Source organism: Novosphingobium sp. APW14 (assembly GCF_032337075.1).
Classification (GTDB): Bacteria; Pseudomonadota; Alphaproteobacteria; order Sphingomonadales; family Sphingomonadaceae; genus Novosphingobium.
This window is the reverse complement of record NZ_JAVYAB010000001.1, coordinates 1-26,923: the sequence shown is the minus strand read 5'-3', so window position 1 is coordinate 26,923 and position 26,923 is coordinate 1. Positions and strand designations below refer to the sequence as shown.

Sequence of the window (26,923 nt, the reverse complement as noted above, 5' to 3'; positions counted from 1 at the left end):
GGCGCGCAGTCAGGAGGCTGCTTCCGAGCAGTTGGAACGGCAGACAGGAAGCCTGGCTTCGGCCATGCAGACGGAAGGCCGGGACAGCGGGCGGGAAGCGGCTACGGAACCGCCAGGCGATACGGGAAAGGCTTTCGGGCCAGACCCGCCGCCTGACGGGACCGGGACGCCGGAAGCGAAACCGGACGATGAACGCCGGCTCTCACGAGCCAGCCGGAATGTGCGAGACAGCGTGCAAAGTCAGACTTCGGTCAGGCAGAGCAGGCCCGATGCGACGAGCATCACGATGCTGGACCACTCACGGTGCGATGGCACGCGAGGTGATCGACAACGCATCACAGCGGCTGAGCTGTCCACGACAACCCCGGAACGGCGGTCGCCCAACTCGGCCGGAGCAGCAGAAGGCGTAGCGTGGGGCTGGTGGCAACACCGGCCCCATTTGCTTTTGCTGCTTACCTTACAAACAGGCTCGCCAGTTCGACATGGGTCGACCAGCGAAACTGACCGACGGGACGTAATTCGGCCAGGCGATAGCCGGCTTCGATCAGCGTGGCGGCATCCTTGGCCCAGCTGGCAGGGTTGCAGCTGATATAGACGACCTTCGGGACCGTGCTTTCGGCAATCTGGAGCACCTGTTCGCGCGCACCAGCCCGCGGCGGGTCAAGCAGGACCGCGGCAAAGCGGTTCAGCTCATCCGCCATCAGCGGGTTACGGAACAGGTCGCGGTGATCGCAGTGGACCGGCAGGCCGGTGCGGGCCGCCGCTGCCTTGCAGGCATAACTGGCGCCGCGCTCTGCCTCTGCGGCAAGGACCTTGGTCTCTGGCCCCGCCAGAGCATAGGCAAAGGTGCCCAGGCCGGAGAACAGGTCTGCCACGGTCGCGCAGCCCTTAAGCCATTCCTGCGCCGCAGCGACCAACGCTGCCTCGCCATCAGCCGTCGCCTGAAGGAAGGCTCCCGGCGGAAACGGTACGGCTACGCCAGACAGCGTGATCGTGACCGGTTCAGGCTCCCACACTGTGTCCGGGCCATAGCCAGCATCCAGCGTCAGCCGGGCCAGGGCATGGTCACGCGCAAAATCGAGCAGCAGCTCGGTCAACATCAAGCCATCGGCGCTCAGGCCCTTGATGCCCAGGTCCAGCCCCTGATCGGTGGCGGTAACCTCGATATCGGCAGCCAGCTTGGCATGCGCATGCTTGCCAGGTTTGCCGCGGCTCTTCTTTGGCTGCTGCCCCTGCCCCAGCCGGATCAGCAGCTTGCGCAGGTCCGGCAGGATTGTGACAATCTCGGGCCGCAGCACCGGACATTCGCCCAGCTCCACCAGCCGGTGCGAGCGCGCCTCGCGAAAGCCGATCACCACTCGGCCCTGGCTGCTCTCGGCGCGCAGCGAAGCGCGGCGCCTGCTGCCGGGCGGGGAAAGGTGTGGCGGGGCAATATGCTCCGCACCCAGTTCCTGCGACGAGGAAGCATTGCTGACCCGCGCCGCGACGAAATCGGCCAGGCTTTCTTCATCCAGCTGCTGCAACTGGCATCCGCCGCATTGGGCAAAGTGCCGGCACGGCGGCGTCACATGATGCGGGCCGGGAACCAGCGTCCCGTCGGCACGCAAGGTATCGCCCGGGGCGGCGCCCCAGGCATAGCGGCCCGAAGGCGTTACGCCATCGCCCTTGGCGGCGATGCGGATGATTGGTTCAGATAGTTCAGTCACCAAGCCTCCCTACCCGTTCGTGTCGAGCGAAGTCGAGACACCTTGCGCCAACGTGTCTCGACTTCGCTCGACACGAACGGATTAGAAGGTCAGGAAAGGACTTCAGCGAAAGCGGTCGCGATGCGCTCCGCAAGCTGTCCGGCCGTAAAGGGCACCGGCGTGCGCCGGGCTGCCTCTCCATGCAGCCATACGCCCTGGCACGCTGCTGCGAAGGGATCTGCCCCATTGGCCAGCCTGCTGGCGATCGCGCCGGCCAGAACATCGCCCGTTCCCGCGGTGGACAACCAGCTCGTTGCGCGCGGCACATAGGCCACGCGGCCGTCAGGCGCAGCAACCAGGCTGTCAGCGCCCTTGGCCACCACAACCATGCCTGCCGCACGCGCCAGCGCTTCGGCTCGCACAACCTTGCTGCCCGAACCATCGAGCCCAAAGGCCCGTTCCAGCGCGAACAGCTCTCCATCGTGCGGCGTTGCGATCAGGGAGGCCTTACGCTCTGCCAGATGCCGCGGGGCCAGCAGGACCAGCGCATCGGCATCGACCACTGCCGGAATAGGCTCTGACAGGGCAATCGCCAGCCGCTCACGCGCGGTGGCATCACGCCCCAATCCCGGCCCGATCAGCAGCGCTGCAAAGCGACTGTCAGTCAGCACTTCGGCCAGTGGTTGATTATCGATCACGAGGTCAGCCGGACCACCCTGCCCCTCGCCCAGCAGTTTGACGTAGCCTGCCCCGGCACCCTGAGCGGCACGGGCGGCCAACACGGCGGCGCCAGGCATGGCCCCGGCCACCACACCCAGCAGTCCGCGGGTGTATTTGTGCGCATCACAGGCCGGAGCAGCCAAGCGCGGACGCCCAATCATGCGGCCAGCCTCTGGTAGGACATCCACACCGATCGGTACGAGCCGCAGCGCGCCCATTGTCCGGGCCGCAGGGAGCAGGAAGTGCGCCGGTTTCCAGGCACCTAAAGCCAGTGTGAGGTGCCAGTCAGGCAGACCATCGTTTAGCGTCATCCCATTGTCGGCATGGACGCCGCTGGGCAGGTCCACTGCGACCCGGCGCGGATGCTCGGCCGCAAGCCGGTTCAGCAGCGCCAGATCATAGGCTTCGAGCGGGCGGGTCAGGCCGGTGCCGAACAGGCAATCGACCAGAACGTCACCCGTCGCGTCAGCATCGCGGCCGAGCACTTCGCCCGCATAAAGGCTCCGCGCAGTTCGCGCCGCAGCGGTCTTGGGTTCGCTGGCGGCGATCACCCGCACGCTGCCACCGCGCTGCCGGATGGCCTCGGCAATGACATAACCATCGCCACCATTGTTGCCGGGGCCGCAGAGCACCGTCACGGCACGCCCGCCGCTGATCCGCCAGATCCATTCGGCCGCTCCGCGTCCGGCGCGTTGCATCAATTCATCGACCGAGACGCCCTTGGCAATCAAGGCTTGCTCCGCATCGCGCATCTGCGCGGCGGTCAGCACTTGGTCAGGGGTGTGGGGCATCCGCCGTTACTGGCACGACATAGCGATCATCACCAAGGATAACTTCCCAACGGTCACCCTTGCGCGCCGACTGGCTGGGCTGCGCGCCATCGGCGGCGAGCAGGTTCTGCCCGTCTTCGGTGGCAATCAGGCGGCGAAACTTGCCGTCGGGATGGCGAATGACGAAGGAGGGCTTGCCCTGCTCATTCCCGCGTTCCAGCGTGCAGTCCTGCTTGAGCTCGGTCGAACCGTCCGCGGCGCACCAGATCGCATCGCTCTTGACTACGCCGCCTTCGCCAGGTGCCTGCACCGGATCCTTGCAAGCCGATAACAGGGCCAGTGGGACAAGGGCGAAAGCGGCTTTGATCATTTAGGCTCCAGTTGCGACAGGTCGCGCACGGCCCCGCGGGCGGCGCTGGTGGTCATCGCAGCATAGGCCTGAAGTGCTACTGAAACCTTGCGGGGGCGATCCTGGGCGGGTTTCCAGCCCTTGGCCTGCTGCGCCGCGCGGCGCTTGGCGAGTTCCTCATCCGAAACGGCCAGATGGATCGTGCGGTTCGGAATATCAATCTCGATCCGGTCACCCGGCTCAACCAGGCCGATTTCCCCGCCCTCGGCCGCTTCGGGCGAAACGTGACCGATTGACAGCCCCGAAGTGCCGCCAGAGAAGCGCCCGTCGGTCAGCAGCGCGCAGGCCGCGCCCAGCCCCTTGGATTTGAGATAGCTGGTGGGGTAAAGCATTTCCTGCATGCCGGGGCCGCCCTTCGGCCCTTCATAGCGGATCACCACCACGTCACCGGCCACAACCTGCCCGGTCAGGATCCCCGCAACAGCGGCATCCTGGCTTTCAAAAACCTTGGCCGGGCCAGAAAACTTCAGGATGCTTTCGTCCACCCCGGCGGTTTTCACGATGCAGCCATCGCGGGCGATGTTGCCGAACAGCACGGCCAGGCCGCCATCCTGCGAGAAGGCGTGCTCCTTGGAACGGATCACGCCCTTCTCACGGTCGGCATCCAGATCATCCCAGCGGCGCGACTGGCTAAAGGCAACCTGCGTCGGCACGCCGCCCGGCGCAGCGCGGTAGAATTCGTGCACGGCGGGATCGTCGGTGCGGGTGATGTCCCAGGTATCCAGCGCCAGGCCCAGCGTCGCACTGTGGACTGTCGGCAGATCGGTGTGGAGCAGCCCGGCGCGATCCAGTTCACCCAGGATCGACATGATGCCACCCGCGCGGTGAACGTCTTCCATGTGAACGTCGCTCTTGGCCGGGGCAACCTTGGACAGGCAGGGAACGCGGCGGCTGAGCCGGTCGATGTCGGCCATGGTGAATTCCACCCCGCCCTCTGCTGCGGCAGCAAGCAGGTGAAGCACCGTGTTGGTTGACCCGCCCATGGCAATGTCCAGGCTCATCGCGTTTTCGAAAGCGCGGAAGCTGGCGATCGAGCGCGGCAGGACCGAGGCATCGTCTTCCTCGTAATAACGGCGGCACAGGTCCACCGCGAGGCGGCCAGCACGCAGGAACAGTTGCTGGCGGTCGGCGTGGGTGGCCAGAACCGACCCATTGCCGGGGAGCGACAGCCCCAACGCCTCCGTCAGGCAGTTCATCGAGTTGGCAGTAAACATGCCCGAGCAGGACCCGCAGGTCGGACAGGCCGAGCGCTCGATCGTTGCCACTTCCTCGTCGGTGTAGCTTTCATCGGCGGCCGCAACCATCGCATCAACCAGGTCAAGCGCCACTTCCTTGCCCTTCAGCACCACCTTGCCGGCTTCCATCGGCCCGCCAGAGACGAACACGACCGGAATATTGATCCGCATCGCGGCCATCAGCATGCCGGGCGTGATCTTGTCGCAGTTGGAAATGCAGACCATAGCATCGGCGCAGTGGGCGTTGACCATGTATTCAACCGAGTCCGCGATCAGGTCGCGGCTGGGCAGCGAATAGAGCATGCCATCGTGGCCCATCGCGATGCCATCATCGACGGCGATGGTATTGAATTCCTTGGCAATTCCGCCAGCCGCCTCAATCTCGCGCGCGACCATCTGGCCCAGGTCCTTGAGATGGACATGGCCCGGGACGAACTGGGTGAAGCTGTTAACGACGGCGATGATCGGCTTGCCGAAATCGCTGTCCTTCATGCCGGTGGCCCGCCAAAGGCCCCGCGCGCCGGCCATGTTGCGGCCATGGGTGGACGTGCGCGAACGAAGGGCAGGCATGGGGCTACTCCGGCAAGAATGTTGCCCGAACCGGGCGATCGGCGCAGCCCTACACGGCAATCAGCCGAGCTTCAACGCCACTTCATTGCAGAGCCTGGCAAGGCGCGCAGCCCATTCGGCCTGCTGCTGCGGCGTTGCCACCTGATCCTGGCGCAGTTCAATGCCCAGATAGGGCCGCCCTTCGGCCTCGCAGTGCCGGTTCATCGTGTAATTGAGCAACTTGCCCGAATAGGGCAGCTGATCGCCGACACAGAGGCGCTCAGCCTCCAGCAACGGGATCGCCAGCCGGGCAGCGCGATCATCCGCATTATAGAGCACGCCCACTTGCCAGGGCCGGGCATCGGCGCTGGTTGCCAGTTGCGGGGTGAAGCTGTGGAGCGACAGGACCAGTGCCGGGGGGCTGTCATTGAGCAGGTCAGACAGCGCGGTGTGATAGGGGGTGTGGAACCGCTCAAGCCGGGCCTGATGCGCAGCATGACCCAGTGCGTTGCCGGCAATCGCATGGCCATCGCTGGCAATCGGGATGACCGCGGGGGCATGCGGCTCACGATTGAGATCGCAGACGAGCCGGCTGATATTGCCCTGGAACGCGGCGATGCCGGGACGCTCTGCCAGCAGCGCACCGACCTGCGCCACACCAAGATCAACCGCAATATGCTGGGACAGCAGCGCCTGGTCGATGCCAAGGTCGATATCCTCCGGCACCCGGTTGGAGGCATGGTCCGAGACGACCAAGATCCCGCCAAACCGCGGAGTGCCGAGCAGGCGATAGGCTTCGTGTTCGCTCACGAGACTTTCCCCTTCCACCGTTCGTGTCGAGCGTAGTCGAGACACATTGCGCCCGGTGTCTCGACTACGCTCGACACGAACGGGGTTGGGAAATGAGCTTTCACCGCAGCGCCCCGGCAAGGGTCCACCAGTCCGCCGGCATCGCCGCCTGTGCCGCGTCGCGCTGCGCGGCATCGTCATAAAGCGCAAAGCAGGTCGCACCCGAGCCCGACATCCGCGCCAGAACGGGGCCAGTTGCCTCAAGCGCACCAAGGACGTCACCGATTACCGGGCACAAGCTGAGTGCAGGTGCTTCCAGATCATTCCGGCCAGCAAGCATGATCGTCCGCAGGTCGCCCTCTGGCAGGCCCCCTCGATCCACCCCGTCCCAAGCCTTGAACACCGGCCCCGTGCTGAGCGGCTGGCGCGGGTTGACCAGCAAGCAGGCCATGCCGGCGAGGTCGTTTGTCACTTCGGTCAGTTCGGTCCCCGTCCCGCGGCCGATGCAGGCGCGAGACAGGACACAGGCGGGCACATCGGCACCCAGCCTGGCAGCCCGCGCCTGCCAGTCATCGGGCAGCCCCTGGCTGCGCCCAACCAGTCGGAACAGCGCCCCGGCATCAGCCGAACCCCCGCCCAACCCCGCCGCGACCGGCAGGTTCTTTTCCAGCGTCACCGCCCAGCCCTGCTGGCGCGGCAGCGCGGAAAGCGCCTGCATGACGATATTGTCGAACGGATTGTCGAGCGTCCCGGCGAATTCGCCCAACACCCGCAGGCTGTCCCGCTCGGCAAGCGAAACGCTCAGTCGGTCGCCCGCGTCAACAAAGGCGAAAGCGGTTTCAAGTTCATGGTAGCCATCCTCGCGCCGCCGCCGGACGTGCAGCGCGAGGTTGATCTTGGCAAAGGCTGTTTCGATCACCGGTTGGGGAGATCACATATTGGGATAGTTGGGCCCACCGCCACCCTCAGGCGTGACCCAGTTGATGTTCTGGGTCTTGTCCTTGATGTCGCAGGTCTTGCAGTGGACGCAGTTCTGGGCGTTGATCTGCAGGCGGGGGTTGCCGTCCTCGATGCCAAGGAATTCGTACACGCCCGCCGGGCAATACCGCGCCTCGGGACCGGCATAGAGCTTGAGGTTGACCTCAACCGGCACCGCCGGATCCTTCAACTGCAGGTGGCAGGGCTGGTCTTCCTCATGGTTGGTGAAGGACAGCGCCACGCTGGACAGGCGATCGAAGCTGATCACGCCATCGGGCTTGGGATAGTCGATCGGCTTGTAAAGATCGGCCCGCTCGGTCGCCTCGCAATCGCGGTGATGGCCCATGACCGGCAGGATCGGCATCTTCAGGTAGCGCAGCCACATGTCGAGGCCTGCCAAGACCGTGCCAATATCACCGCCGAACTTGGCGACCATCGGTTCGGCATTCTGGACCAGCTTCAGTTCCTTGGCGATCCAGCTTTCGCGTACGGCGGCATCGTATTCGGCCATCGAGTCATGCTCGCGACCCGCGGCAATCGCGGCAGCGGCTGCTTCGGCGGCGAGCATTCCGCTCTTCATCGCGGTGTGGCTGCCCTTGATGCGCGGCACGTTGACGAAGCCGGCCGAGCAGCCAATCAGCGCACCGCCCGGAAAATCAAGCTTGGGCACCGACTGCCACCCGCCTTCGTTGATCGCGCGGGCGCCATAGGAAACACGGCGGCCACCTTCGAGGATCGCGCGGATTTCCGGATGCTGCTTCCAGCGCTGGAATTCCTCAAACGGGTAGACATAAGGGTTCTTGTAGTCGAGCGCGGTGACAAAGCCGATCGCCACCTGGTTGTTCGCCTGGTGGTAAAGGAATCCACCGCCCCAGCTGTCGCTTTCGCTCAGCGGCCAGCCCTGGGTGTGGAGCACGCGGCCCGGCACATGCTTGGCCGGATCGATATCCCACAGCTCCTTGATGCCGATACCATAGACCTGCGGTTCGCAGTTTGCTTCGAGATCGAACTGCGCCTTCAGCGTCTTGGTCAGGTGGCCGCGCGCGCCTTCAGCAAAGAAGGTGTACTTGGCATGGAGTTCCATGCCGGGCTGGTAATCACCCTTGTGGCTGCCATCCTTGGCCACGCCCATGTCCTGGGTGGCAACACCCTTGACCGAGCCATCTTCGTTATAAAGGACCTCAGAAGCAGGGAAGCCGGGGAAGATTTCCACGCCCAGCTCTTCCGCCTTGCCAGCCAGCCAGCGGCACAGATTGCCCAGCGAACCCGTGTAGTTCCCATCGTTGGACATGAACGGGGGCATCGGCCAGTGCGGGATCGAGGTCTTGCCGGTCTTGCTCATCACCCAGTGCCAGTTGTCAGTCACCGGGGTTTCAGCCATCGGGCAGCCATCGTCGCGCCAGTTGGGCAGCAATTCATCCAGCGCCTTGGGATCGACCACCGCGCCCGACAAAATGTGTGCGCCGACTTCGGAACCCTTTTCCAGGATACAGACCGAAAGCTCAGGATTTACCTGTTTCAGCCGGATCGCCGCCCCGAGGCCGGCCGGGCCGCCGCCAACGATGACGACATCATAGGGCATGGATTCGCGTTCGCTCATGGTCCACCTGTTCGGGTTAATCGATGGGTTAAGCCTTGAAAGCTGGCTTGCGGCAGGTCAAGACCGCAATTGTGAGCAATCCCGCACAAACTGATCCGGCCCTCGACCCTGCTGCCGCCCTCGCCGCCGTGCTTGACTGGTGGCGCGAAGCCGGCGTCGACCACGCCTTTTCCGATGACCCACGCGTCTGGCTGACCGAGCCCGCAGCACGGGAGCCCGAGCAACGCGCCCCCGCCGCCCCGCAACCTGTGCCAGCTCGGGCAGTAGCCCCAGCGCCGGTAGTCGAGCGTCTTGCCGGGCTAGACGCCTTGCCAGCAGCACTCCCCGAATTCCAGCAGTGGTGGCTAAGCGAACCGTCACTGGATGGTGGCCATGTTGCCGGGCGCGTGGCCCCACGCGGGGTAGAGGGCGCGGCGCTGATGGTGCTGGTCGACCACCCGGAGGTCGAGGACGCACAGTTACTGCTCTCCGGCCCGCAAGGACGGCTGCTCCTGGCCATGTTCACCGCCATGGGAATAGATCAGGACAGCGCCTATATCGCCGCCTGCCTGCCCCGACACATGCCCCTGCCGGACTGGGCTGGGCTGGACGCCGCGGGGCTGGGCCAAGTCGTGCGCCACCACATTGGCCTGGTCCGGCCACGCCGCCTTTTGGTGTTCGGGCGGCACATCTCGCCGCTGCTTGGCCACGATCCGACGAAAACTGCTGAACCTTTGCGTCATTTTAACCATGAGGGCCTCACCATTCCGCTGTTGATAGCGCCGAGCTTGGCCAATCTGGCTGGTCGGCTGCGGAGCAAGGCCGGGCTGTGGCAAGCCTGGTTGGACTGGACGGGATAAGAACTGGCGTGACGCGCTTTACTGCGAAGACAATGCTGGCGATCGGCCTGACGAGTAGCCTTGCTGCCTTGGCGACGCCTGCCCAGGCCAATAGCGCTGCGGTCGACTATTTTCGCAACCGGGCAGATCGCAGCAACGTCCCCAGCTTGCTGAGCCAGGATGACCGGGCCTATTACCGCGACCTGTTTGGCGCGATCGCCCGGGCTGATTGGGCCAAGGTCCAGGAAATGTTCACCCAGCGCCAGGACGGCCCGCTGCATCAGGTTGCAATGGCCGAGTATTACCTCGCCCCGACCTCGCCAAAGATCGAACTCGATGCGCTCAATGCCTGGCTCGCCAAGGGTTCGAAGCTGCCCCAAGCCGAACAAATCACCCTGCTGGCGCAAAAGCGCGGTGCAACGATGCTGCCGCCATTGCCGCAGGCGGGCGCGCTGGTCAGCCTGCCAACCCGTGCCAAACGCATCCGCCCGCGTGATACCAACGATGGAACCATGCCTGCTGCCGTCGCAGCCGCGATCAATTCCAACATCAAGGCCGATAACCCTGCTGGGGCTAAGGCATTGCTCGACGGGATAGACACTCAGCTTTCGCCCGGCGCGCGCGCCGAGTGGCGGGCCAAGATCGCCTGGTCATTCTACATCGAGAATGACGATGCCTCGGCCTATGCCCTGGCCCAGACCGTGCAGGATGGCGCAGGCCCATGGGTGGCGGAAGGCTGGTGGACCGCTGGCCTTGCCGCGTGGCGGATCGGCGATTGCATGGGGGCCAGCGATGCCTTTGCCCGCACTGTTGGCGCATCGCAGAACAGCGAGCTGACCGCGGCCGCGCATTACTGGAATAGCCGCGCAGCCGTGCGCTGCCGTCAGCCGGAAAAGGCCTCTGTCGCGCTCAAGGCGGCGGCGCGGATGGACGAAACGCTGTACGGCATGCTCGCGGCCGAGCAGCTCGGCCTGGCCCTGCCGCAGACCCACACGACGCCTGACTTCACCCCCGCCGACTGGCAAAAGCTGCGCGATGAAGCCAATATCCGCACGGCTGTCGGCCTGGCCGAGATCGGCCGCGATGACCTGGCCGATGAAGTGCTGCGCTATCAGGCCCGACTTGGCCCGGCGAGTGCGTATCAGCCGCTGAACCGCCTGGCGCGGGATCTTGGCCTGCCCGCAACCCAATTGTGGATGGCTTACAACGCCCCGGTCGGCGGCCGCCCTGAACCGGCGGCGCGTTTCCCCACTCCCAAGTGGACCCCGGCCAACAATTGGCAGGTCGATCCGGCGCTGGTCTATGCCCATGCCCTGCAGGAATCGGTGTTCCGCACCAAGGCCGTCAGCCCGGCGGGTGCGCGCGGGCTGATGCAGATCATGCCCGCGGCGGCGCGTGACCATGCCGGTGCACTGGGCGTGCCGGGCACGGCGGCTGACCTCCACAAGCCCGAAGTAAACCTGGCCTTCGGGCAGCGCCATTTGCAAATGCTGCGCGATGCACCTGGCACGCAAGGCCTGCTGCCCAAGGTGATGGCTGCTTATAACGCGGGACTTACGCCGATCGCTCGCTGGCAAAGCGAAATTCGCGATCAGGGCGATCCGCTGCTGTGGATCGAAAGCGTCCCCTATTGGGAGACGCGCGGTTACGTGAACATCGTGATGCGCAATTACTGGATGTATGAGCGCCAGGCTGGCGGGCCATCGGAGAGCCAGATCGCCCTTACCCAGGGGCTTTGGCCGACCTTCCCGGGCATCTCTGGTACCAGCGCGGTGCGGATGACCGCCAATGGAACGATCATTCGTGGCCGTTGACCCCAGCCGCATTTTCAAGCCGATCAATATTGCGGTGCTCACCGTGTCCGACACGCGCACCGCGGCCGATGATACCTCGGGCGATATCCTGGCCGAGCGGGTGCAGGCTGCCGGCCACCGCCTGGCTGCCAGAACCATCGTGCGCGACGATCCGGACCTGATCGCCAGCCAGCTTAACGCCTGGATCGATGATGCCGCGATCGATGCCGTGATCTCAACCGGCGGCACCGGCCTGACGGGCCGCGACGTGACGCCAGAGGCGCTTGACCGTGTGAAGACGCGCGACATCCCCGGCTTTGGCGAGCTGTTCCGCTGGTTAAGCTTCCAGTCCATCGGCACCAGCACGATCCAGAGCCGCGCCTGCGCCGTGGTTGCGCGCGGGACCTATATCTTCGCCTTGCCCGGCTCCAACGGCGCGGTGAAAGACGGCTGGGACGGGATCCTGGCTGAGCAGCTCGACAGCCGCAACCGGCCCTGCAATTTCATTGAACTGATGCCGCGGTTGCGCGAGGCGTAAAGCCGGCGCGGGCTTCGACAAGCTCAGCCTGAGCGGGTTTCTCGATCGTACCATCCCGGCCCGCTCAGCCTGAGCCTGCCGAAGCCCACGCGCAACACTTGCGCATTTGTTCTTTTTATGTTCCAATTCATCCATGCCAAATCCCTTCCCTGTCCACGGCCGCGGTGCGCAGTCTGCGGCCGTACCCCAGCGCTTCGGGCTGGCGGCGCGTGAGGCAGACGGGGACTGGCTTGATGCCCGTGCGGAAATTGACGGGCCGGGTCCAAAGCTGCGGACGATGGTGACCGAGGAGAAGGCCAAGCGGATCATCAGCCGCAACAGTTCACCCGACATCCCGTTTGACCGCTCGATCAATGCCTATCGCGGCTGCGAGCATGGCTGCATCTATTGCTATGCCCGGCCGACCCACGCTTTTCACGATCTTTCACCGGGGCTCGATTTCGAGACGAAACTGTTTGCCAAGCCCGATGCCGCCGCCCTGCTGCGCGCCGAACTGGGCAAGCGAGGTTACAGCCCTGCAGTGATTGCGATGGGGACCAACACCGACCCGTACCAGCCGATCGAAGCGACCTATCGCTTGACCCGGCAAGTTCTGGAAGTTTGCCTGGAAACGCGCCATCCGGTGACGATCACGACCAAGTCTGCGCGGGTGGTGCGCGATCTGGACCTGCTAGCAGAGCTGGCCAAGCTGAACCTGACCGCAGTGTCACTTTCGGTCACCAGCCTTGATCCGAAGCTTTCCGGCCTGCTGGAACCACGCGCCTCCTCGCCTGCGAAACGCCTCGATGCGCTGGAGAAGCTAGCCGCCGCCGGGGTGCCGGCCCATGTCTCGGTCGCGCCGGTCGTTCCGGCGATCACCGACGAATTCATTGAGCGCATCCTGGAAGCAGCCGCGGCGCGCGGCGTGAAGACCGCCAGCTGGATCATGCTGCGCCTGCCGCACGAGGTCGCCCCGCTGATGCGCGAATGGCTGGATGTTCACTACCCCGACCGCGCGGGCAAGGTGATGGGTATCGTCCAGGCGGTGCGCGGCGGCAAGGATTACGACAGCCGGTTCTTTGAGCGGATGAAGCCCCAGGGCGTTTGGGCCGACGTTTTCCGCACCCGCTTCCGGATTGCCTGCCAGCGGCTGGGGCTTAACCGCGAAATGCCTGCGCTGGATTGCAGCCAGTTTGTGCCGCCAAGCGCCGACGAGCAGTTGGCCTTGTTCTAGCCCCTGAACCGGATCAGGCGGCTGTCTGCCACGGCCGCTGTCCGGTGGGGCACTACGTCGCGGACGTATTCCTCGTTCTTGACCATGGCCATGAACACCGCGCTGTTGGGATAGCCCATGACGAAGGCTTCGTCCCACTCGTCCGCCGGGCCGGTCACGACGCATTCGATCGGGGCCTCCCAGACCATCGCCGCGCCATCCTGGGCGACAACGCGCTGGAAGCCTTCGTAATAGATCGCATAGGCTTCCCGACCGGTCAGACCCTTGCCGTGGTTCGGGTGGCCTTCGGGATAGTCCGCCAGATCGCGGAACTTGATCAGGTTGAGCATGTGGATCGGCCGGTCGCGCGGCAGGTCCTTGAATGCCTGCCAGTTCTCCCGGCTCGGATCCACATACCCGGCCATCTCAGGCGTCTGCCAATTTGTAGTCACGGAACTGATCGCGCAGGTCTTTCTTGCTGACCTTGCCGGTACCGCCATGCGGGATCGAATCGACGAATTCGACCGCGTCGGGCAGCCACCACTTGGCGACACTCTTGGCGAGATGCGCCTTGATCTCGTCTCCCGAGACGTCCGCCCCGGCCTTCTTGACCACGACCAGGATCGGACGTTCGTCCCACTTCGGATGATAGATGCCGATTGCCGCAGCTTCAGCCACCGCCGGATGGCTCATCGCCGCGTTTTCCAGCTCGACCGAGCTGATCCATTCGCCACCAGACTTGATCACATCCTTGGTGCGATCGGTCAGTTGCAGCGTGCCGTCCGGGTGGAGGATCGCCACGTCGCCGGTATCGAACCACTGTTCGGCATCGGTCGCGTCAGCCTCGGCCTTGAAGTAGCGTTTGATGATCCAGGGCCCGCGCACCTGCAACGCCCCGCTGGTCTGGCCATCGCGTGGCAGGACCTTGGTGGGATCGCCCAGATCGACCGTGCGCAGTTCGACGCCAAAGGGCACCCGGCCCTGCATCTGCTTGATCGAAACCTGTTCATCGAACGAGAGATCGTCCCAATCCCAGGTCTTGGCCCCGGTCGTGCCGATCGGGCTGGTTTCAGTCATCCCCCAGGCGTGGGCAACGTTGACCCCGGCCTTCATCAGCCGCTCGATCATGAAGCGCGGCGCGGCCGAACCGCCGATGATTGCGTGGCGCAGGGTCGGCAGTTCAGTGCCGGTTGCATCCATGTGCTGGAACGTGGCGAGCCAGACCGTCGGCACGCCGGCCGAATGGGTCACCTTCTCACGGTTCATCAGGTCGCAGAGAACGGCAGCATCGTTGACTGCCGAGAAGACGAACTTGATCCCCGCCGCGGCCCCGGCCCAAGGCAGGCCCCAGCTGGCAGCGTGGAACATCGGCACGACCGGCAGCATGGCCGAGCGCGCATCGAAATCGAAGATCGCCGGCTGCAGACCGGTGATCGCGTGGAGAAAGGTAGAGCGATGCTCATAAAGCACGCCCTTGGGGTTCCCGGTCGTACCGCTGGTGTAGCAAAGCATGCACGGATCGCGCTCATCCCCGGTGGCCCAGGTGGTGTTCCCATCCTCGGCGCCGATCCAGGCCTCAAACTCACCATTATCAAAGCAGATGTAATGTTTGATGCTTGTCCACTTGGGCTTCATCCGCTCAATAATCGGAGCGAAGGCAGCGTCATAAAGCAGGACAATGTCCTCGGCATGGTTGGCGATATATTCCAGCTGATCATCGAACAACCGGGGATTGATCGTGTGCAGCACCCCGCCAACGCCCACTGCGCCATACCATGAAACGAGGTGGCGGCTGTGGTTCATCGCGAGCGTCGCGATCCGGTCACCCGGCTGCGCGCCCAGCTTGCGCAGCGCCTGGGTCATCCGCAGGGCATCGTGGCGAATTCCGGCCCAGTTGGTGCGGGTTTCGCTGCCATCGGCCCAGCGGGTAACGATTTCACGCCCGGCATGTTCGCGCGCGGCGTGGTCGATCAGGTGTGTGACCCGCAGGTCAAAGTCTTGCATTGCTCCCAGCATCAGGCTCTCCAAATCCCCCACCCGATTATTATTATGCGACGAGGCGAAGGTGCCCCGCACTTCGCCGCGCGGTTAAGGCCACATTGGCAAGACCTTCGACACTTGCCAAGCGTTCTGCGACATCGCTGTCGAGATGGAATTGGCGGCCAAGCCGCAGCAGCGGCTCTTGCCCCGTGCCAGTGCGCAGCCGGACCAGAACCTCGCCCGTCCCCGCTCCATCAGCTCCCAGCAGGGTCGCAAGGTCTTGCATTGCCTCGGGCACCAGCACGTCCAGTTGCAATTGCATCTGCGCCGAACCCTTGACCTCTTCCAGCGGCCGCGCCCCGCGCACGGTAACCCGCGGCGGCTCGTCCGGACTGGGTGCGTCCAGCTCTACGGTCAGCAGCAAGCAGGTGCCGTCCTTGGCCCAACCCTGCATCGGCTCGACCAGCGATTCCTCGAAACAAGCGGCGCTGAATTGACCCGAACTGTCCGAGAAATCGGCGCGAACGAACTCACCACCGCGGCGCGTGCGCCCCTTGCTGACGCTTTCGACCATCGCGGCCATCATCGCCTGCATTCGGCCGCCGCCGGGCACACCGGTTTCCATCAGTGCTGCATAGGTGCGCGCACCATTGGCGCTGGCAACCGCGCGCCATTGTTCGACCGGATGGGCGGCGAAGTAAAAGCCGAAATTCTCGCGCTCCTTGGCCATCTGCTCAGCGCGCGGCCAGGCAGTGGTTTCGGCCAGGCGCAGAGAAGGCGCGGCATGATCCTCGCCCCCAAACAGCCCGGCCTGGCCGCTGGACCGCGTGCGCTCGGCCTCATCCGCCACAGCCAGCAGCATATCGGCATTGGCCAGCACCTTGGCCCGGTTGGGCTCAAGGCTATCGAAGGCACCGGCACCGGCCAGCCCTTCAAGCTGGCGGCGGTTCATCGAACCCTGCGGTACACGGCGGAACAGCTCCTCCAGGCTGGCAAAGCGGCCTTTCGCCTCTCGCTCTGCCACAATTGCGTCCATCGCCTTTTCGCCAACATTGCGGATGCCGGCCAGGGCATAGCGCACGGCATGACCCTCATCGGTCCGCTCAACCGTGAACTCGGCTTCGGAGCGGTTAATGTCCGGCCCGGCCAGCGCGATGCCATTACGGCGCATGTCATCGACAAAGATCGCCAACTTTTCCGACTGGTGCATATCGAAGCACATCGAAGCGGCATAGAATTCGTGCGGGTAATGCGTCTTCAGCCAGGCGGTCTGGTAAGCCAGCAGGGCATAAGCGGCGGCGTGGCTCTTATTGAAGCCATAGCCCGCGAACTTGTCGATCAAGTCGAACAGTTCGTTGGCCTTGGCCGCTTCGATTTCGGAATGCTCCTTGCAGCCCGAAACGAAGCGCGATCGCTGCGCGTCCATCTCGGCCTGGACCTTCTTGCCCATCGCGCGGCGCAGCAAGTCTGCATCGCCCAGCGAATAACCGGCCAGGATCTGAGCGGCCTGCATGACCTGTTCCTGGTAAACGAAGATCCCGTAAGTTTCGCTCAGGATCCCTTCCAGCTTGGGATGCGGGTATTCGATGCTTTCGCTGCCGTTCTTGCGGCGGCCGAACAGCGGAATGTTGTCCATCGGGCCCGGACGGTAGAGCGAGACGAGCGCGATGATATCGCCGAAATTGGTGGGCTTCACCGCCGCCAGCGTGCGGCGCATGCCTTCGGATTCCAGCTGGAACACGCCAACCGTATCACCGCGCTGGAGCAGCTCATATACCTCGGCATCGTCCCACGGCAGGGCTTCAAGATCGATCGTGATTTCGCGCTTCTTGAGCAGCTCAATCGCCTTCTTGAGCACTGACAGCGTCTTCAGGCCGAGGAAGTCAAACTTGATCAGGCCGGTATCTTCGACATATTTCATGTCGAATTGGGTCACCGGCATGTCCGAGCGCGGATCGCGATAGAGCGGCACCAGCTGATCCAGCGGGCGATCACCGATGACGACGCCTGCCGCATGGGTGGAACTGTTGCGCGGCTGCCCTTCCAGCTGGACCGCCAGATCGATCAGCCGCTTCACTTCGGGATCGTTATCGTATTCGCGCTTCAGCTCGGCCACGCCGTTGAGCGCGCGCGGCAGGCTCCACGGGTCGGTCGGATGGTTGGGCACCATCTTGCAGAGCCTGTCGACCTGGCCATAGCTCATCTGCAGGATCCGGCCGCAATCGCGCAGCACGGCGCGGGCCTTCAGCTTACCAAAGGTAATGATCTGAGCGACGTGATCGGCGCCGTACTTCGCCTGGACATAGCGGATCACCTCGCCGCGGCGGGTTTCGCAGAAGTCGATATCGAAGTCCGGCATCGAGACGCGTTCCGGGTTGAGGAAGCGTTCGAACAGCAGGCCCAGCCGCAGCGGATCAAGGTCGGTAATGGTCAGCGCCCAGGCCACCACCGATCCGGCGCCCGAACCACGGCCCGGCCCCACGGGGATGTCGTTGGCCTTGGCCCACTGAATGAAGTCGGCCACGATCAGGAAGTAACCGGCAAAGCCCATCCGGTTGATCACGTCGGTCTCGAAATCGAGCCGCTGGGCGTAATCGAGGAATTCCTCACCCACCCCGCTCGGCCTGAGCCTGTCGAAGGCCTCTGCGCGGGCGGCTCCTTCGGCGCCGAGGGCTTCGACAAGCTCAGCCGGAGTGGCGCCCGGGTAATAGGGCTGCAGCCGGCGGGCAAGTCCGGCGCGGGCGTGCTCAATCAGCATCCGCGCTTCGCCTTCCTTGTCACCGGCAAGGCTGGGCAGCAGCGGCTTGCGCTTGGGCGGGGAAAAAGCGCAGCGCTGCGCGATAACCAGGGTGTTCGCCAGAGCCTCGGGCAGATCGGCGAACAGTTCGCGCATCATTGGGCCCGACTTGATCCAGGATTCGCGCGGACTGCGCTGCCGCTCAGGCGCATCGACATGGGTGGAATTGGCGATGCAAAGCATGGCATCGTGCGCCGCATGGCCGCCCGGATCGGCAAAATTTGCCGGGTTGGTCGCAACCAGCGGCAGGTTGCGGGAATAGGCCAGCTCGATCAATGCATCCTCGGCCGCTTCTTCCGCCGGATCGTTGCGGCGGGCCACTTCCAGGTAGAGCCGCCCCGGGAATAGTTCCTCCAGCCGCGCGCAAAGCTCTACCGCAGCCTCACCCTTGCCGGCCGCAAGCAGGCGCACCAGCGTACCTTCACCCGCCCCGGTCAGTGCGATCAGGCCGTCGGTGTGGCCATCAAGGTCCGCCATGGTGACATGGGGTTCAAATTCGATCGGCCGGCCAAGATGCGCGCGGCTGACCAGATGGCAAAGGTTGTTCCAGCCGGTCTCGTTCTGGGCGATCAGGCCAAGCCAGTCGACCACCGGATCCTTGCCCGCCGCCACGCCATCGCGAGCAACAGCCAGGAAAGTGCCGATCAGCGGCTGGATGCCGGCGTCCTTGCAGGCCCCGGCAAACGACATGGCGCCATAAAGCCCGTTGCGATCGGTGATCGCAATCGCCGGAAAGGCCCGGTCTTTGGCGAGTTTGGCCGCCGCCTTGGGATCGATCGTCCCATCGAGCATGGTAAAGCTCGAAAAGACGCGCATCGGGACGAAACGTTCAAAGGCCATGCAGGTTAGATGCGGTGTGCGGGACCGATTCGGAAGGGGGTGCGGCGCGCTTTACCCAGAATGCCGAACCCGCCTTCATTCCATCAGCTCACAGCAGCGCCTTGATATCCTTTTCGAGCGCCCCTGGCTTGTCGGTCGGCGCGTAGCGGCGCACCACTTTGCCATCCCGATCGATCAGGAACTTGGTGAAGTTCCATTTGACCGACTTGGTCCCCATCAGCCCAGGTGCCTCGCTCTTCAGCCAATCATACAGCGGATCAGCATTGTCGCCGTTGACATCGATCTTGGCCATCAGTGGGAAGGTCACATCGTATTTCAGGCTGCAGAAGTTGGCGATCTCTTCCGCATTGCCGGGTTCCTGCGCACCGAACTGGTTGCAGGGAAAGGCGATCACTTCGAAGCCCTCGTCGACATACTTTTTGTAGAGTGCTTCCAGCCCTTCGTATTGCGGGGTGAACCCGCACTTGCTGGCAGTGTTGACGATCAGCAGCACCTTACCAGCCTTGTCAGCCAGGTTGAGCTCGCCCCCACCGGGCAGCTTGGCCGTGAAATCGGCGATGGTCTTCATGTTGCATTCCCCAAGCAATGATTTTGCGGGGAGACTAAGGACTGCTTTGCGCGCGTCAACCGGCCGAAAGGCCTATTCGACGCGGCCGTCGTGCAGCCGCAACACGCGGTCCATCCGCGCCGCCAGCCGCTCATTATGTGTGGCGACCAGCGCCGCGCTGCTCTGGCCGCGAACCAGTTGCAGAAACTCTTCAAACACCCGATCGGCGGTCGCTTCGTCCAGGTTGCCGGTCGGCTCATCGGCCAGCACCAGCGCGGGGCGATTGGCCAGGGCACGGGCCACGGCGACTCGTTGCTGCTCCCCGCCGGAAAGCTGACTGGGCCGGTGGTCCAGCCGCGCGCCAAGGCCCAGCGCAGTCAACAGTTCGATTGCGCGGGCAGCAGCCGCGGCTTCGCTTGTCCCGGCCACCAGCTGCGGCAGCACGACATTCTCCTGCGCTGTGAAGTCCGGCAGCAGGTGGTGGAACTGATAGACGAAGCCAATCCTGTCTCGGCGCAGGTCGGTGCGATCGTCGGCAGAAAGCGCCGAAGCCTCTACCCCGGCGATCCGCAGCGATCCGCCAAAGCCGCCTTCCAGCAGGCCTACGGCTTGCAGCAGGGTGGACTTGCCTGAACCCGACGGACCGAGCAGCGCAACGATCTCGCCCGGCTGGATCGCCAGGTCGATCCCGCGCAAAACGTCAATCCGCACCCCGCCCTGCTCAAAGCTGCGGGTCAGGCCGGTGGTCTGGACTACAGCCTCACTCATAGCGCAGCACCTGTACCGGATCGGTGCTCGCCGCCTTGAAGGCCGGGTAGAGCGTGGCGAGGAAGCTGAAGACCAGCGCCATGATCACGATCAGGGCGATTTCCACCGGATCGGCCCGGGCGGGTAGTTCGGTCAGGAAGCGGATCTTGGGGTCCCACAGGTTCTGCCCGGTCAGCATCTCAATCACCCGCACGATCGGCTGGCGGAAGAACAGGAAGGCCGCGCCCAGGATCAGGCCCACGACTGTACCCAATGCACCAACCACGAAGCCGACCGTTACGAAGACTTTGAGCAGGCTTTTGCGCCCTGCCCCCATGGTTCGCAGGATCGCGATGTCACGCGTCTTGGCGCGGACCAGCATGATCAGCGAGGAAAGGATATTGAACACGGCGACCAGCACGATGATCGACAGCACCACGAACATCGCAACGCGCTCCACCGCCAGTGCCTCAAACAGGCTGGCGTTCATGGTTCGCCAGTCGGTCACCACGGCCTGCCCGGCCAGCCGCTGGGTGACCGGTTTAAGGATTTCTGTCACGGCATCGGGATCGGCCACCTGCACCTCGATCATTCCGATCGAATCCCCGGCAAGCAGCAGCGTTTGCGCATCCTCGATCGGCATGACGACAAACCGCTCGTCAAAATCGAACACCCCGATCTCGAAGATCGCGGCAACATGATAGGCAATCTCACGCGGGACTGTGCCAAACGGGGTGGAGCGGCCCTGCGGATTGATGATCGTCAGCGTATCGCCCACCCGGATGCCCAGGTTGGAGGCGAGCTGCGAACCGATCGCCACTTCGCCCGCCCCCGGCTTCAACGCATCGAGCGAACCGGCGACCAGCTTGGGCTTCAGCCGCTGGATATCCTCGGCCGTGTTGCCGCGGGCGAAAACCAGATCGACCCGGCCGTTGAAGCTGCCCATCTGCGGCTGCTCGATCAGCGGGGAGGCACGGGTGACGCCCGGCGTCTGGCGCACATCCTGCAACACGCCCTGCCAATTCTCGATCCGCCCGCCATAGGCCTGGACGATGGCATGGCCGTTTAGCCCGACGATCTTGTCAAACAGCTCGGCACGAAAGCCGTTCATCACGCTCATCACGATGACCAGCGCGGCCACGCCCAGTGCAACCGCAACCAGGCTGATCCCCGCCACCAGCGCAATAAACGCCTCGCTCCGCCCCGGCAGGAGGTAGCGCTTAACCAGCACTTTTTCGAACGGAGACAGCAACAAGGATAGCCTCGGATGGGGAGAAATCGCGTGGGCCGGACTTAGGGGGCGCGGGCGATCAGGGCAAGCTCTCAGAACGGTATGGATTGTCCATCCCAGGCAAAGGCCTGCCCGCTGTCGACCGGGTTCAACCCGGCGATCACATTCAGCAGATACCCCGCCGCCTCGTCCGGCGTGAACAGGCGCTGCCCTTCGCGCATGCCGGTGAATGGGGCGGAAAGCTCTGTCGCAACGGTGCCGGGATGGAGCGCGGCGACCACGGCCTGCGGATGGGTGCGGCCCAGTTCGATCGCGAAGTTGCGCAGGATCATGTTGAGCGCGGCCTTGCTGGCGCGATAGGCGTGCCAGCCGCCGAGGCGATTGTCACTGATCGAGCCGACCCGCGCCGAAAGCGCGGCAAACACGGCCCGCTCACGCCGGGGTAGCAAGGGCAGGAAGTGCTTGCCGATCAGCGCAGGGCCGGTGGCGTTGACCGCAAAGGCGCGGGCATAGGCGGCCGGGTCCTGCGCCTTGAAGGTCTTTTCGGGCTGGAAATCGGTGCCATCGGACAGAATGCCAGTTGCCACGATTACCAGCGTTACCTCCGGCCCGATCGCGCTGGCAGCCTTGGCAATGCTGGCCTCGTCGGTCAGGTCAAAGGCGAAGGGTGTCGTGCCAGCCGGAGCGCCAGAGCCTGTGCGCGATCCGGCCCAGACCCGCTGATAACGCCCGCTGGTGGCCACGGCTGCAGCCAGCGCCGCGCCGATCCCGCCGCTGGCCCCGAAGATGACCGCCTGGCTCAATAGCCCATCAGGCTGAGCACTTCCTTGCGGCTGCGCTCGTCATCCAGAAAGCAGCCGAGCATGCGGCTGGTGACCATGCCGACGCCGGGGGTGCGGACCCCGCGCCCGGTCATGCAGCCGTGCTGCGCCTCGATCACCACGGCCACGCCCTGCGGCTGAAGGTGGTGCCAGATGCATTCGGCCACCTCGGCAGTCAGGCGTTCCTGGATCTGCAGGCGGCGGGCATAGCCATGGAGCACGCGCGCAAGCTTGGAAATGCCAACCACCCGGTTCTTGGGTAGATAGGCGATCGACGCCTTGCCGGTGATCGGCGCCATGTGATGTTCGCAGTGAGACTGGAACGGGATGTCCTTCAGCAGCACGACCTCATCATAGCCGCCCACTTCCTCGAAGGTGCGGGAAAGGTGCAGCGCCGGGTCTTCTTCGTTTCCTTGGCAGTATTCGCGCCATGCCCGCGCGACGCGCGCCGGGGTATCAAGCAGGCCTTCGCGGGCGGGATCCTCACCCACCCAGTGCAGCAGGGTGCGCAGGGCATCCTGGACTTCGTCCGGCACGAACAGCTTGGTCTCGCCCTCGTCGTGGTCGATGTGGCTCGAGATATAGTTCATGGTGCGATCCTTCCTGCCCAGAGCGGCGGGAATTGGGCCTCCGCCGGCCGGCTTGCAACCCGGCCTTTGGACCGCCTCTGGGGACGGATACGAACCCATGCTTGCCTTGGAGCGCGAGTCCGGCCAAAGGCGCTGGCGAAGCGCGAGCGCACTTGGCAGGCGATTCCATCATGAACATTACTCACCCGTTCCTGGACAGCGACGGCGACAAGCTGCGCGAGGAATGTGGCATCTTCGGCGTTATCGGTAGTCCCGAAGCCGCCGCCATTACCGCCCTGGGCCTCCATGCCCTGCAACACCGCGGGCAGGAAGCCTGCGGCATTGTCAGCTGGGACGGCAAGGAATTCTTCGCCCGGCGCGGGCTGGGCCACGTGGCCCAGGTCTTTGCCGATCAGACGATCATCAATGAATTGCCGGGCCACATGGCCTCTGGCCACGTGCGCTATTCGACGACTGGCGGACAGGGCCTGCGCAACGTCCAGCCGCTTCATGCGGATTTGGCGCGCGGTGGCTTCTCGATCGCCCACAACGGCAATATTTCGAACGCCATGCGCCTGAAGCAGGAGCTGGTCGACAAGGGTGCGATCTTCCAATCGACATCCGATACCGAAGTGATCATCCACCTGATCGCGACCAGCCGCTATCCCACGCTGCTCGATCGCTTTGTCGATGCACTGCGGATGGTGGAAGGCGCCTATTCGCTGATCTGCCAGACTCCGAAACGGATGATCGCTTGCCGCGATCCGCTGGGCATCCGCCCGCTGGTTATGGGCAAGATTGGTGATGCCACGGTCTTTGCCAGCGAAACGGTTGCGCTCGATGTCGTCGGCGCGCAGTTCGTGCGCGAGATCGAGCCCGGCGAGATTGTCGAAGTGCGTCAGGATGGCCGGGTTTCCAGCCACCGCCCCTTCGGCAGCCACCCGCCCCGCCCCTGCATCTTCGAACACGTCTATTTCAGCCGGCCGGATTCGGTTTCAGGCGGGCAATCGGTGTACGAAGTGCGCCGCAAGATCGGGATTGAGCTGGCGCGCGAAGCCCCGGTTGAGGCCGATCTGGTCGTGCCCGTGCCGGATAGTGGCGTTCCCGCCGCCATCGGCTATGCCCAGGAAAGCGGCATTCCCTTTGGTCTGGGCATCATCCGTTCGCACTACGTCGGGCGGACCTTTATCCAACCGTCGGATGGTGCGCGTCACGCCGATGTTAAGCGCAAGCACAACGCCAACCGCGCGCTGGTCGAAGGCAAGCGGATCGTGCTGATCGACGATTCAATCGTACGCGGCACCACCTCGATGAAAATCGTGCAAATGATGCGCGATGCCGGGGCCAAGGAAGTCCACTTCCGCGTAGCCAGCCCGCCGACCAACAATTCCTGCTTCTATGGCGTCGACACGCCTGAGCGGCACAAGCTGCTGGCGGCACGGATGAACCTGGATGAAATGACCAAGTTCATCGTCGCTGACAGCCTGGCCTTCGTTTCGATTGACGGGCTTTACCGTGCCGTGGGCGAGAAGAGCCGCAATTCTGCTTGCCCTCAGCACTGCGATGCCTGCTTCACCGGCGACTATCCGACCAAACTGACTGACTTGGCGGACCGCGCGGCGGAAACCGATCAGCTCGATCTCCCGGTCGGTAAGGTCGCATGACTGACCTTACCGGGCAGATTGCGCTCGTAACGGGCGCCAGCCGCGGCATTGGCGCGGCGACGGCGCAGGCGCTGGCAGCAGCAGGCGCGCACGTGATCCTGACGGGCCGTGACACCAAGGCGCTTGAGGCGGTTGAGGAAGCCATCTTCGAGGCCGGCGGCGCCGCCACGATCGCGCCGGTAGACCTTGCCGAAGGCGATGGCATTGCCCGGCTCGCGCAGGCCGTCACCAGTCGCTGGGGGGCGCTTGACGTATTGGTCCATGCCGCTGCCGTCCTCCCCCAGTTGACCGGCGTGACGGATATCGAAGCGAAAAGCCTGGCCAATGCCCTGACGATCAACGCCTCGGCCACCCAGGCGCTAATCGCCCGGTTCGATCCGCTGCTGCGCCAAGGCAAGAACCCGCGATTCATTCACCTTACGACCTCGGTTGCCACGTCGCCCCGTGCCTGGTGGGGTGCCTATGCGGCCAGCAAGGCCGCTGCGGAGGTGCTGGTCGATTGCTACGCGCAGGAAGTGCGCAATATCACCCCGATCCGTGTGGCAATCGTCGATCCGGGTGCAACGCGCACGTCAATGCGCGCAAAAGCCTATCCGGGCGAGGATCCGCTAAGGAACAAGGAGCCTTCGGTCGTCGGTGAACGTATTGTTTCCTTGCTTGGCGAAGAGTTCGCCAGCCCTCACCGCGAGCGCATTAACCAGCCTTCCTAAGTTCCGGGCAATCGGGCCGGCGGCGAACCAAGCTTGTTAAGCCAAAACGGCTCAGCTGCGGTTGATAATGGCTTCAAGGATGACCGGGCTAAGCGGCTGCATAAATTCGCAGCCAAACTCGAATTGCGCGACCCAGGCAACGCGCGCCTCGATTGGCGCCAGGCCCGGCAATGTCACGTAAAAGTGGTCATGCTCATGAACCAGAAACACGCCTGATATCCGTGCTCCAAACTGCGAGATATCCCGCAGCTTCACCACTGCCCGCTTCATGCCCTTCCGGAATTGGATCTGCGCGTCATAGATCCGCCGATCCGCCCGGCGCCCACCTATCGCTTTCAATTGGGGCTGGCTGGCTGGGCTCATGTCCATTGGCGTTGCTCGATGATGCAGTTTACGCGCCTTTTGGCGCAATTGAGTAAAGCGACGGTTAACGATACCCCCTAATTTTGCCTATGATACAGACGTTTGGCCGCCAAAATGGCAAGGGGCGCGACCATCGGTCGCGCCCCCAAATTTTCCGGTTTTGATCGAAACGATCAGAACTTCACTTCGACTGCCACAGTGAAGGAACGACCGCGTGGATCAGCCACGCGCGGTTCCCACGAACTGCCGGCCCCGGTGTTGCCATCGTATGTGATGGCGAACGGCGGATCCTTGTCGAGCAGGTTCTTGACCCCCAAGGTTACCTTGTAGTTGGGGCCAAAGCCCAGATAGCTGACGGCCAGATGATAGATCGAATAGGGATCAACCTTTTCATTGAATCCAGCGCGAACCACCGTGCCAGCCGCGATGCCAGGCAGCTTTTGGTTGGCATAGGTGCCACGGAACACCTGGGTCAGCGTGGCCGACCAATCGTCATTCGACCAGTTAACCCAAGCGTTATGCTTCCACTTCAGCCCCAGGTCACCGGCATAGCTGAACACGCCGAGTTGGCTGGTGAAGGCCAGCGATGGCGCCACCTTCTCCAGCTTGCGCAGCAGCAGAGTGCCATCAAAGCCCATATTCACCGCTGAGCTTCCCCCCAAATCGAAACCGCCACGCAGGGCGAATTCAATACCGCGGGTCTGGCGCGCACCGGCGTTGATCCAACGCTGGTCAATCTGGGTTACATTACCACTCGCATCACGGATGAACTTTTCCGGGAAGGTAGAAGCATTGTCGATCAACTGGCGCAGGGTCAGCGTCTGGATGGTATCCTCAACGTTGATCACCCAGAAATCGGCCGAAGCGCTCCACTTCGGGGCCGGACGCAGCACGGCGCCAAGGCTCCACTGCTTCGCAGTTTCGGGCCGCAGAACGAGGTTACCGCCTGTTGCAATGTCAGGGCGGATCTGGGCGCAAGGCTGACCCGAACCAAAAGCGCTGGTCGGCACGCCGCCCGGGCACTTGGTAGGGTCGGCAAGATCGCTACCTGAGTATGGCGAGATCGTCACACCATTGAAGATCTGGTTGAAGCTCGGCACGCGGAAGCTGGTGTTGTAGCTACCCCGCAGCATAAGCCAGTCAACCGGTTGGTACTTAGCGGTAAGCTTCGGATTGGTGGTGGTGCCAAAGCCGGTGTAATCATCGATACGCAGCGCGCCGGTCAGCTCGAAACCATCGAACACAGGCAGCAAAACTTCGGCATAGGCCGCCTTGATCGTCCGGTTCTTCGGGGTCAGCGCGTTCACGTTATCGAACGCGGCGTTGAAGATGTTTGGCGAGCTGGCAGCTGCAGCGGCCGAGCCGTTGAACTCATAGGTTTCACGGCGGTAGTCGACGCCAACGGCAAGCTGGGCGTCACCGGCCGGCAGGCCAAACAGCGGACCCGAAGCCGAGGTGATCTGCCCCCTTCTGAGTGGCCCAATTTCTATTTTAGGAATGGCCACGAAGGAGGAATGGAATGGCAAGAAAGCACAAGCCGGAAGACATCATTGGCAAGCTGCGTGAAGCGGAGATCGT

At 63.8% G+C, this 26,923-nt stretch carries 23 protein-coding genes; 6 read left to right on the top strand and 17 right to left on the bottom strand.

What is annotated here, in order from left to right; all coding sequences use genetic code 11:
* Positions 1 to 452: 452 nt before the first annotated feature.
* The 7 genes from RQP55_RS00115 to RQP55_RS00085 all read right to left on the bottom strand — a co-directional run bounded on the left by RQP55_RS00115 (position 453) and on the right by RQP55_RS00085 (position 8,735).
* A complete protein-coding gene (locus RQP55_RS00115; protein WP_315608152.1) occupies positions 453 to 1,706 on the bottom strand; it encodes a class I SAM-dependent RNA methyltransferase in 1,254 nt (417 codons plus the stop codon).
* 89 nt (positions 1,707 to 1,795) lie between these two features.
* Positions 1,796 to 3,196: an NAD(P)H-hydrate epimerase gene (locus tag RQP55_RS00110; protein ID WP_315608151.1), complete on the bottom strand. Its 1,401-nt coding sequence runs from the start codon at positions 3,194 to 3,196 to the stop codon at positions 1,796 to 1,798.
* Positions 3,180 to 3,545: a hypothetical protein gene (locus RQP55_RS00105; RefSeq protein WP_315608150.1), complete on the bottom strand. Its 366-nt coding sequence runs from the start codon at positions 3,543 to 3,545 to the stop codon at positions 3,180 to 3,182. Before RQP55_RS00105 ends, RQP55_RS00110 begins: the two co-directional genes overlap by 17 nt.
* Entirely contained in the window at positions 3,542 to 5,389 is a 1,848-nt protein-coding gene (gene ilvD / locus RQP55_RS00100) for a dihydroxy-acid dehydratase (protein ID WP_315608149.1), read from the bottom strand. Before ilvD ends, RQP55_RS00105 begins: the two co-directional genes overlap by 4 nt.
* A 60-nt stretch (positions 5,390 to 5,449) precedes the next feature.
* Positions 5,450 to 6,178: an N-formylglutamate amidohydrolase gene (locus RQP55_RS00095; RefSeq protein WP_315608148.1), complete on the bottom strand. Its 729-nt coding sequence runs from the start codon at positions 6,176 to 6,178 to the stop codon at positions 5,450 to 5,452.
* Between the two features lie 100 nt (positions 6,179 to 6,278).
* Entirely contained in the window at positions 6,279 to 7,076 is a 798-nt protein-coding gene (locus tag RQP55_RS00090; RefSeq protein ID WP_315608147.1) for a 4-(cytidine 5'-diphospho)-2-C-methyl-D-erythritol kinase, read from the bottom strand.
* Between the two features lie 12 nt (positions 7,077 to 7,088).
* Positions 7,089 to 8,735 carry an electron transfer flavoprotein-ubiquinone oxidoreductase gene (locus RQP55_RS00085; RefSeq protein WP_315608146.1) on the bottom strand — a complete coding sequence of 549 codons (1,647 nt, stop codon included), beginning with the start codon at positions 8,733 to 8,735 and terminating at the stop codon, positions 7,089 to 7,091.
* 71 nt (positions 8,736 to 8,806) lie between these two features.
* On the opposite strand from RQP55_RS00085, the gene RQP55_RS00080 reads away from it, so the two are divergent.
* The 4 genes from RQP55_RS00080 to RQP55_RS00065 all read left to right on the top strand — a co-directional run bounded on the left by RQP55_RS00080 (position 8,807) and on the right by RQP55_RS00065 (position 13,097).
* Positions 8,807 to 9,574 (top strand): hypothetical protein, encoded by a 768-nt coding sequence (locus tag RQP55_RS00080; protein ID WP_315608145.1) that lies wholly within the window; start codon positions 8,807 to 8,809, stop codon positions 9,572 to 9,574.
* Between the two features lie 32 nt (positions 9,575 to 9,606).
* Positions 9,607 to 11,367, top strand: a complete 1,761-nt coding sequence (locus tag RQP55_RS00075; protein WP_315608610.1) for a lytic transglycosylase domain-containing protein — start codon at positions 9,607 to 9,609, stop codon at positions 11,365 to 11,367.
* Positions 11,357 to 11,884 (top strand): molybdenum cofactor biosynthesis protein B, encoded by a 528-nt coding sequence (gene moaB / locus RQP55_RS00070; protein WP_315608144.1) that lies wholly within the window; start codon positions 11,357 to 11,359, stop codon positions 11,882 to 11,884. Before RQP55_RS00075 ends, moaB begins: the two co-directional genes overlap by 11 nt.
* Before the next feature lie 133 nt (positions 11,885 to 12,017).
* The gene (locus RQP55_RS00065) at positions 12,018 to 13,097 is read left to right on the top strand and encodes a PA0069 family radical SAM protein (protein ID WP_315608143.1); all 1,080 of its coding nucleotides are present in this window, start codon (positions 12,018 to 12,020) and stop codon (positions 13,095 to 13,097) included.
* On the opposite strand, the gene RQP55_RS00060 is transcribed toward RQP55_RS00065, so the two are convergent.
* The 8 genes from RQP55_RS00060 to folE all read right to left on the bottom strand — a co-directional run bounded on the left by RQP55_RS00060 (position 13,094) and on the right by folE (position 22,629).
* Positions 13,094 to 13,489, bottom strand: a complete 396-nt coding sequence (locus RQP55_RS00060; RefSeq protein WP_315608142.1) for a DUF1330 domain-containing protein — start codon at positions 13,487 to 13,489, stop codon at positions 13,094 to 13,096. The two genes, RQP55_RS00065 and RQP55_RS00060, sit on opposite strands and share 4 nt — an antisense overlap.
* A gap of 13 nt (positions 13,490 to 13,502) precedes the next feature.
* Positions 13,503 to 15,092 carry a long-chain fatty acid--CoA ligase gene (locus tag RQP55_RS00055; protein ID WP_315608141.1) on the bottom strand — a complete coding sequence of 530 codons (1,590 nt, stop codon included), beginning with the start codon at positions 15,090 to 15,092 and terminating at the stop codon, positions 13,503 to 13,505.
* A gap of 31 nt (positions 15,093 to 15,123) precedes the next feature.
* Positions 15,124 to 18,693, bottom strand: a complete 3,570-nt coding sequence (gene dnaE, locus RQP55_RS00050) for a DNA polymerase III subunit alpha (protein WP_315608140.1) — start codon at positions 18,691 to 18,693, stop codon at positions 15,124 to 15,126.
* Positions 18,694 to 18,781: 88 nt separating this feature from the next.
* Positions 18,782 to 19,261 carry a glutathione peroxidase gene (locus RQP55_RS00045; RefSeq protein WP_315608139.1) on the bottom strand — a complete coding sequence of 160 codons (480 nt, stop codon included), beginning with the start codon at positions 19,259 to 19,261 and terminating at the stop codon, positions 18,782 to 18,784.
* Positions 19,262 to 19,333: 72 nt separating this feature from the next.
* Positions 19,334 to 20,008, bottom strand: coding sequence for an ABC transporter ATP-binding protein (locus RQP55_RS00040; RefSeq protein ID WP_315608138.1), 675 nt, complete (start codon positions 20,006 to 20,008; stop codon positions 19,334 to 19,336).
* The gene (locus RQP55_RS00035; RefSeq protein ID WP_315608137.1) at positions 20,001 to 21,242 is read right to left on the bottom strand and encodes a lipoprotein-releasing ABC transporter permease subunit; all 1,242 of its coding nucleotides are present in this window, start codon (positions 21,240 to 21,242) and stop codon (positions 20,001 to 20,003) included. The genes RQP55_RS00040 and RQP55_RS00035 overlap by 8 nt, the downstream gene beginning before the upstream one ends.
* Positions 21,243 to 21,310: 68 nt before the next feature.
* Entirely contained in the window at positions 21,311 to 22,021 is a 711-nt protein-coding gene (locus RQP55_RS00030) for an SDR family NAD(P)-dependent oxidoreductase (RefSeq protein ID WP_315608136.1), read from the bottom strand.
* A complete protein-coding gene (folE, locus tag RQP55_RS00025; RefSeq protein ID WP_315608135.1) occupies positions 22,018 to 22,629 on the bottom strand; it encodes a GTP cyclohydrolase I FolE in 612 nt (203 codons plus the stop codon). The genes RQP55_RS00030 and folE overlap by 4 nt, the downstream gene beginning before the upstream one ends.
* A 170-nt stretch (positions 22,630 to 22,799) precedes the next feature.
* Here folE and purF point away from each other — a divergent pair, with 170 nt between their 5' ends.
* Positions 22,800 to 24,272 (top strand): amidophosphoribosyltransferase, encoded by a 1,473-nt coding sequence (purF, locus tag RQP55_RS00020; RefSeq protein ID WP_315608134.1) that lies wholly within the window; start codon positions 22,800 to 22,802, stop codon positions 24,270 to 24,272.
* Positions 24,269 to 24,982 carry an SDR family NAD(P)-dependent oxidoreductase gene (locus RQP55_RS00015; protein ID WP_315608133.1) on the top strand — a complete coding sequence of 238 codons (714 nt, stop codon included), beginning with the start codon at positions 24,269 to 24,271 and terminating at the stop codon, positions 24,980 to 24,982. The genes purF and RQP55_RS00015 overlap by 4 nt, the downstream gene beginning before the upstream one ends.
* 51 nt (positions 24,983 to 25,033) lie before the next feature.
* Here the strand turns inward: RQP55_RS00015 and RQP55_RS00010 are convergent, their stop codons facing one another.
* On the bottom strand, positions 25,034 to 25,351 hold the full coding sequence (locus RQP55_RS00010) for a PilZ domain-containing protein (RefSeq protein WP_315608132.1): 318 nt from the start codon (positions 25,349 to 25,351) through the stop codon (positions 25,034 to 25,036).
* A 167-nt stretch (positions 25,352 to 25,518) separates the two neighbouring features.
* The gene (locus RQP55_RS00005) at positions 25,519 to 26,850 is read right to left on the bottom strand and encodes a TonB-dependent receptor domain-containing protein (protein WP_315608131.1); all 1,332 of its coding nucleotides are present in this window, start codon (positions 26,848 to 26,850) and stop codon (positions 25,519 to 25,521) included.
* Positions 26,851 to 26,923 lie beyond the last annotated feature (73 nt).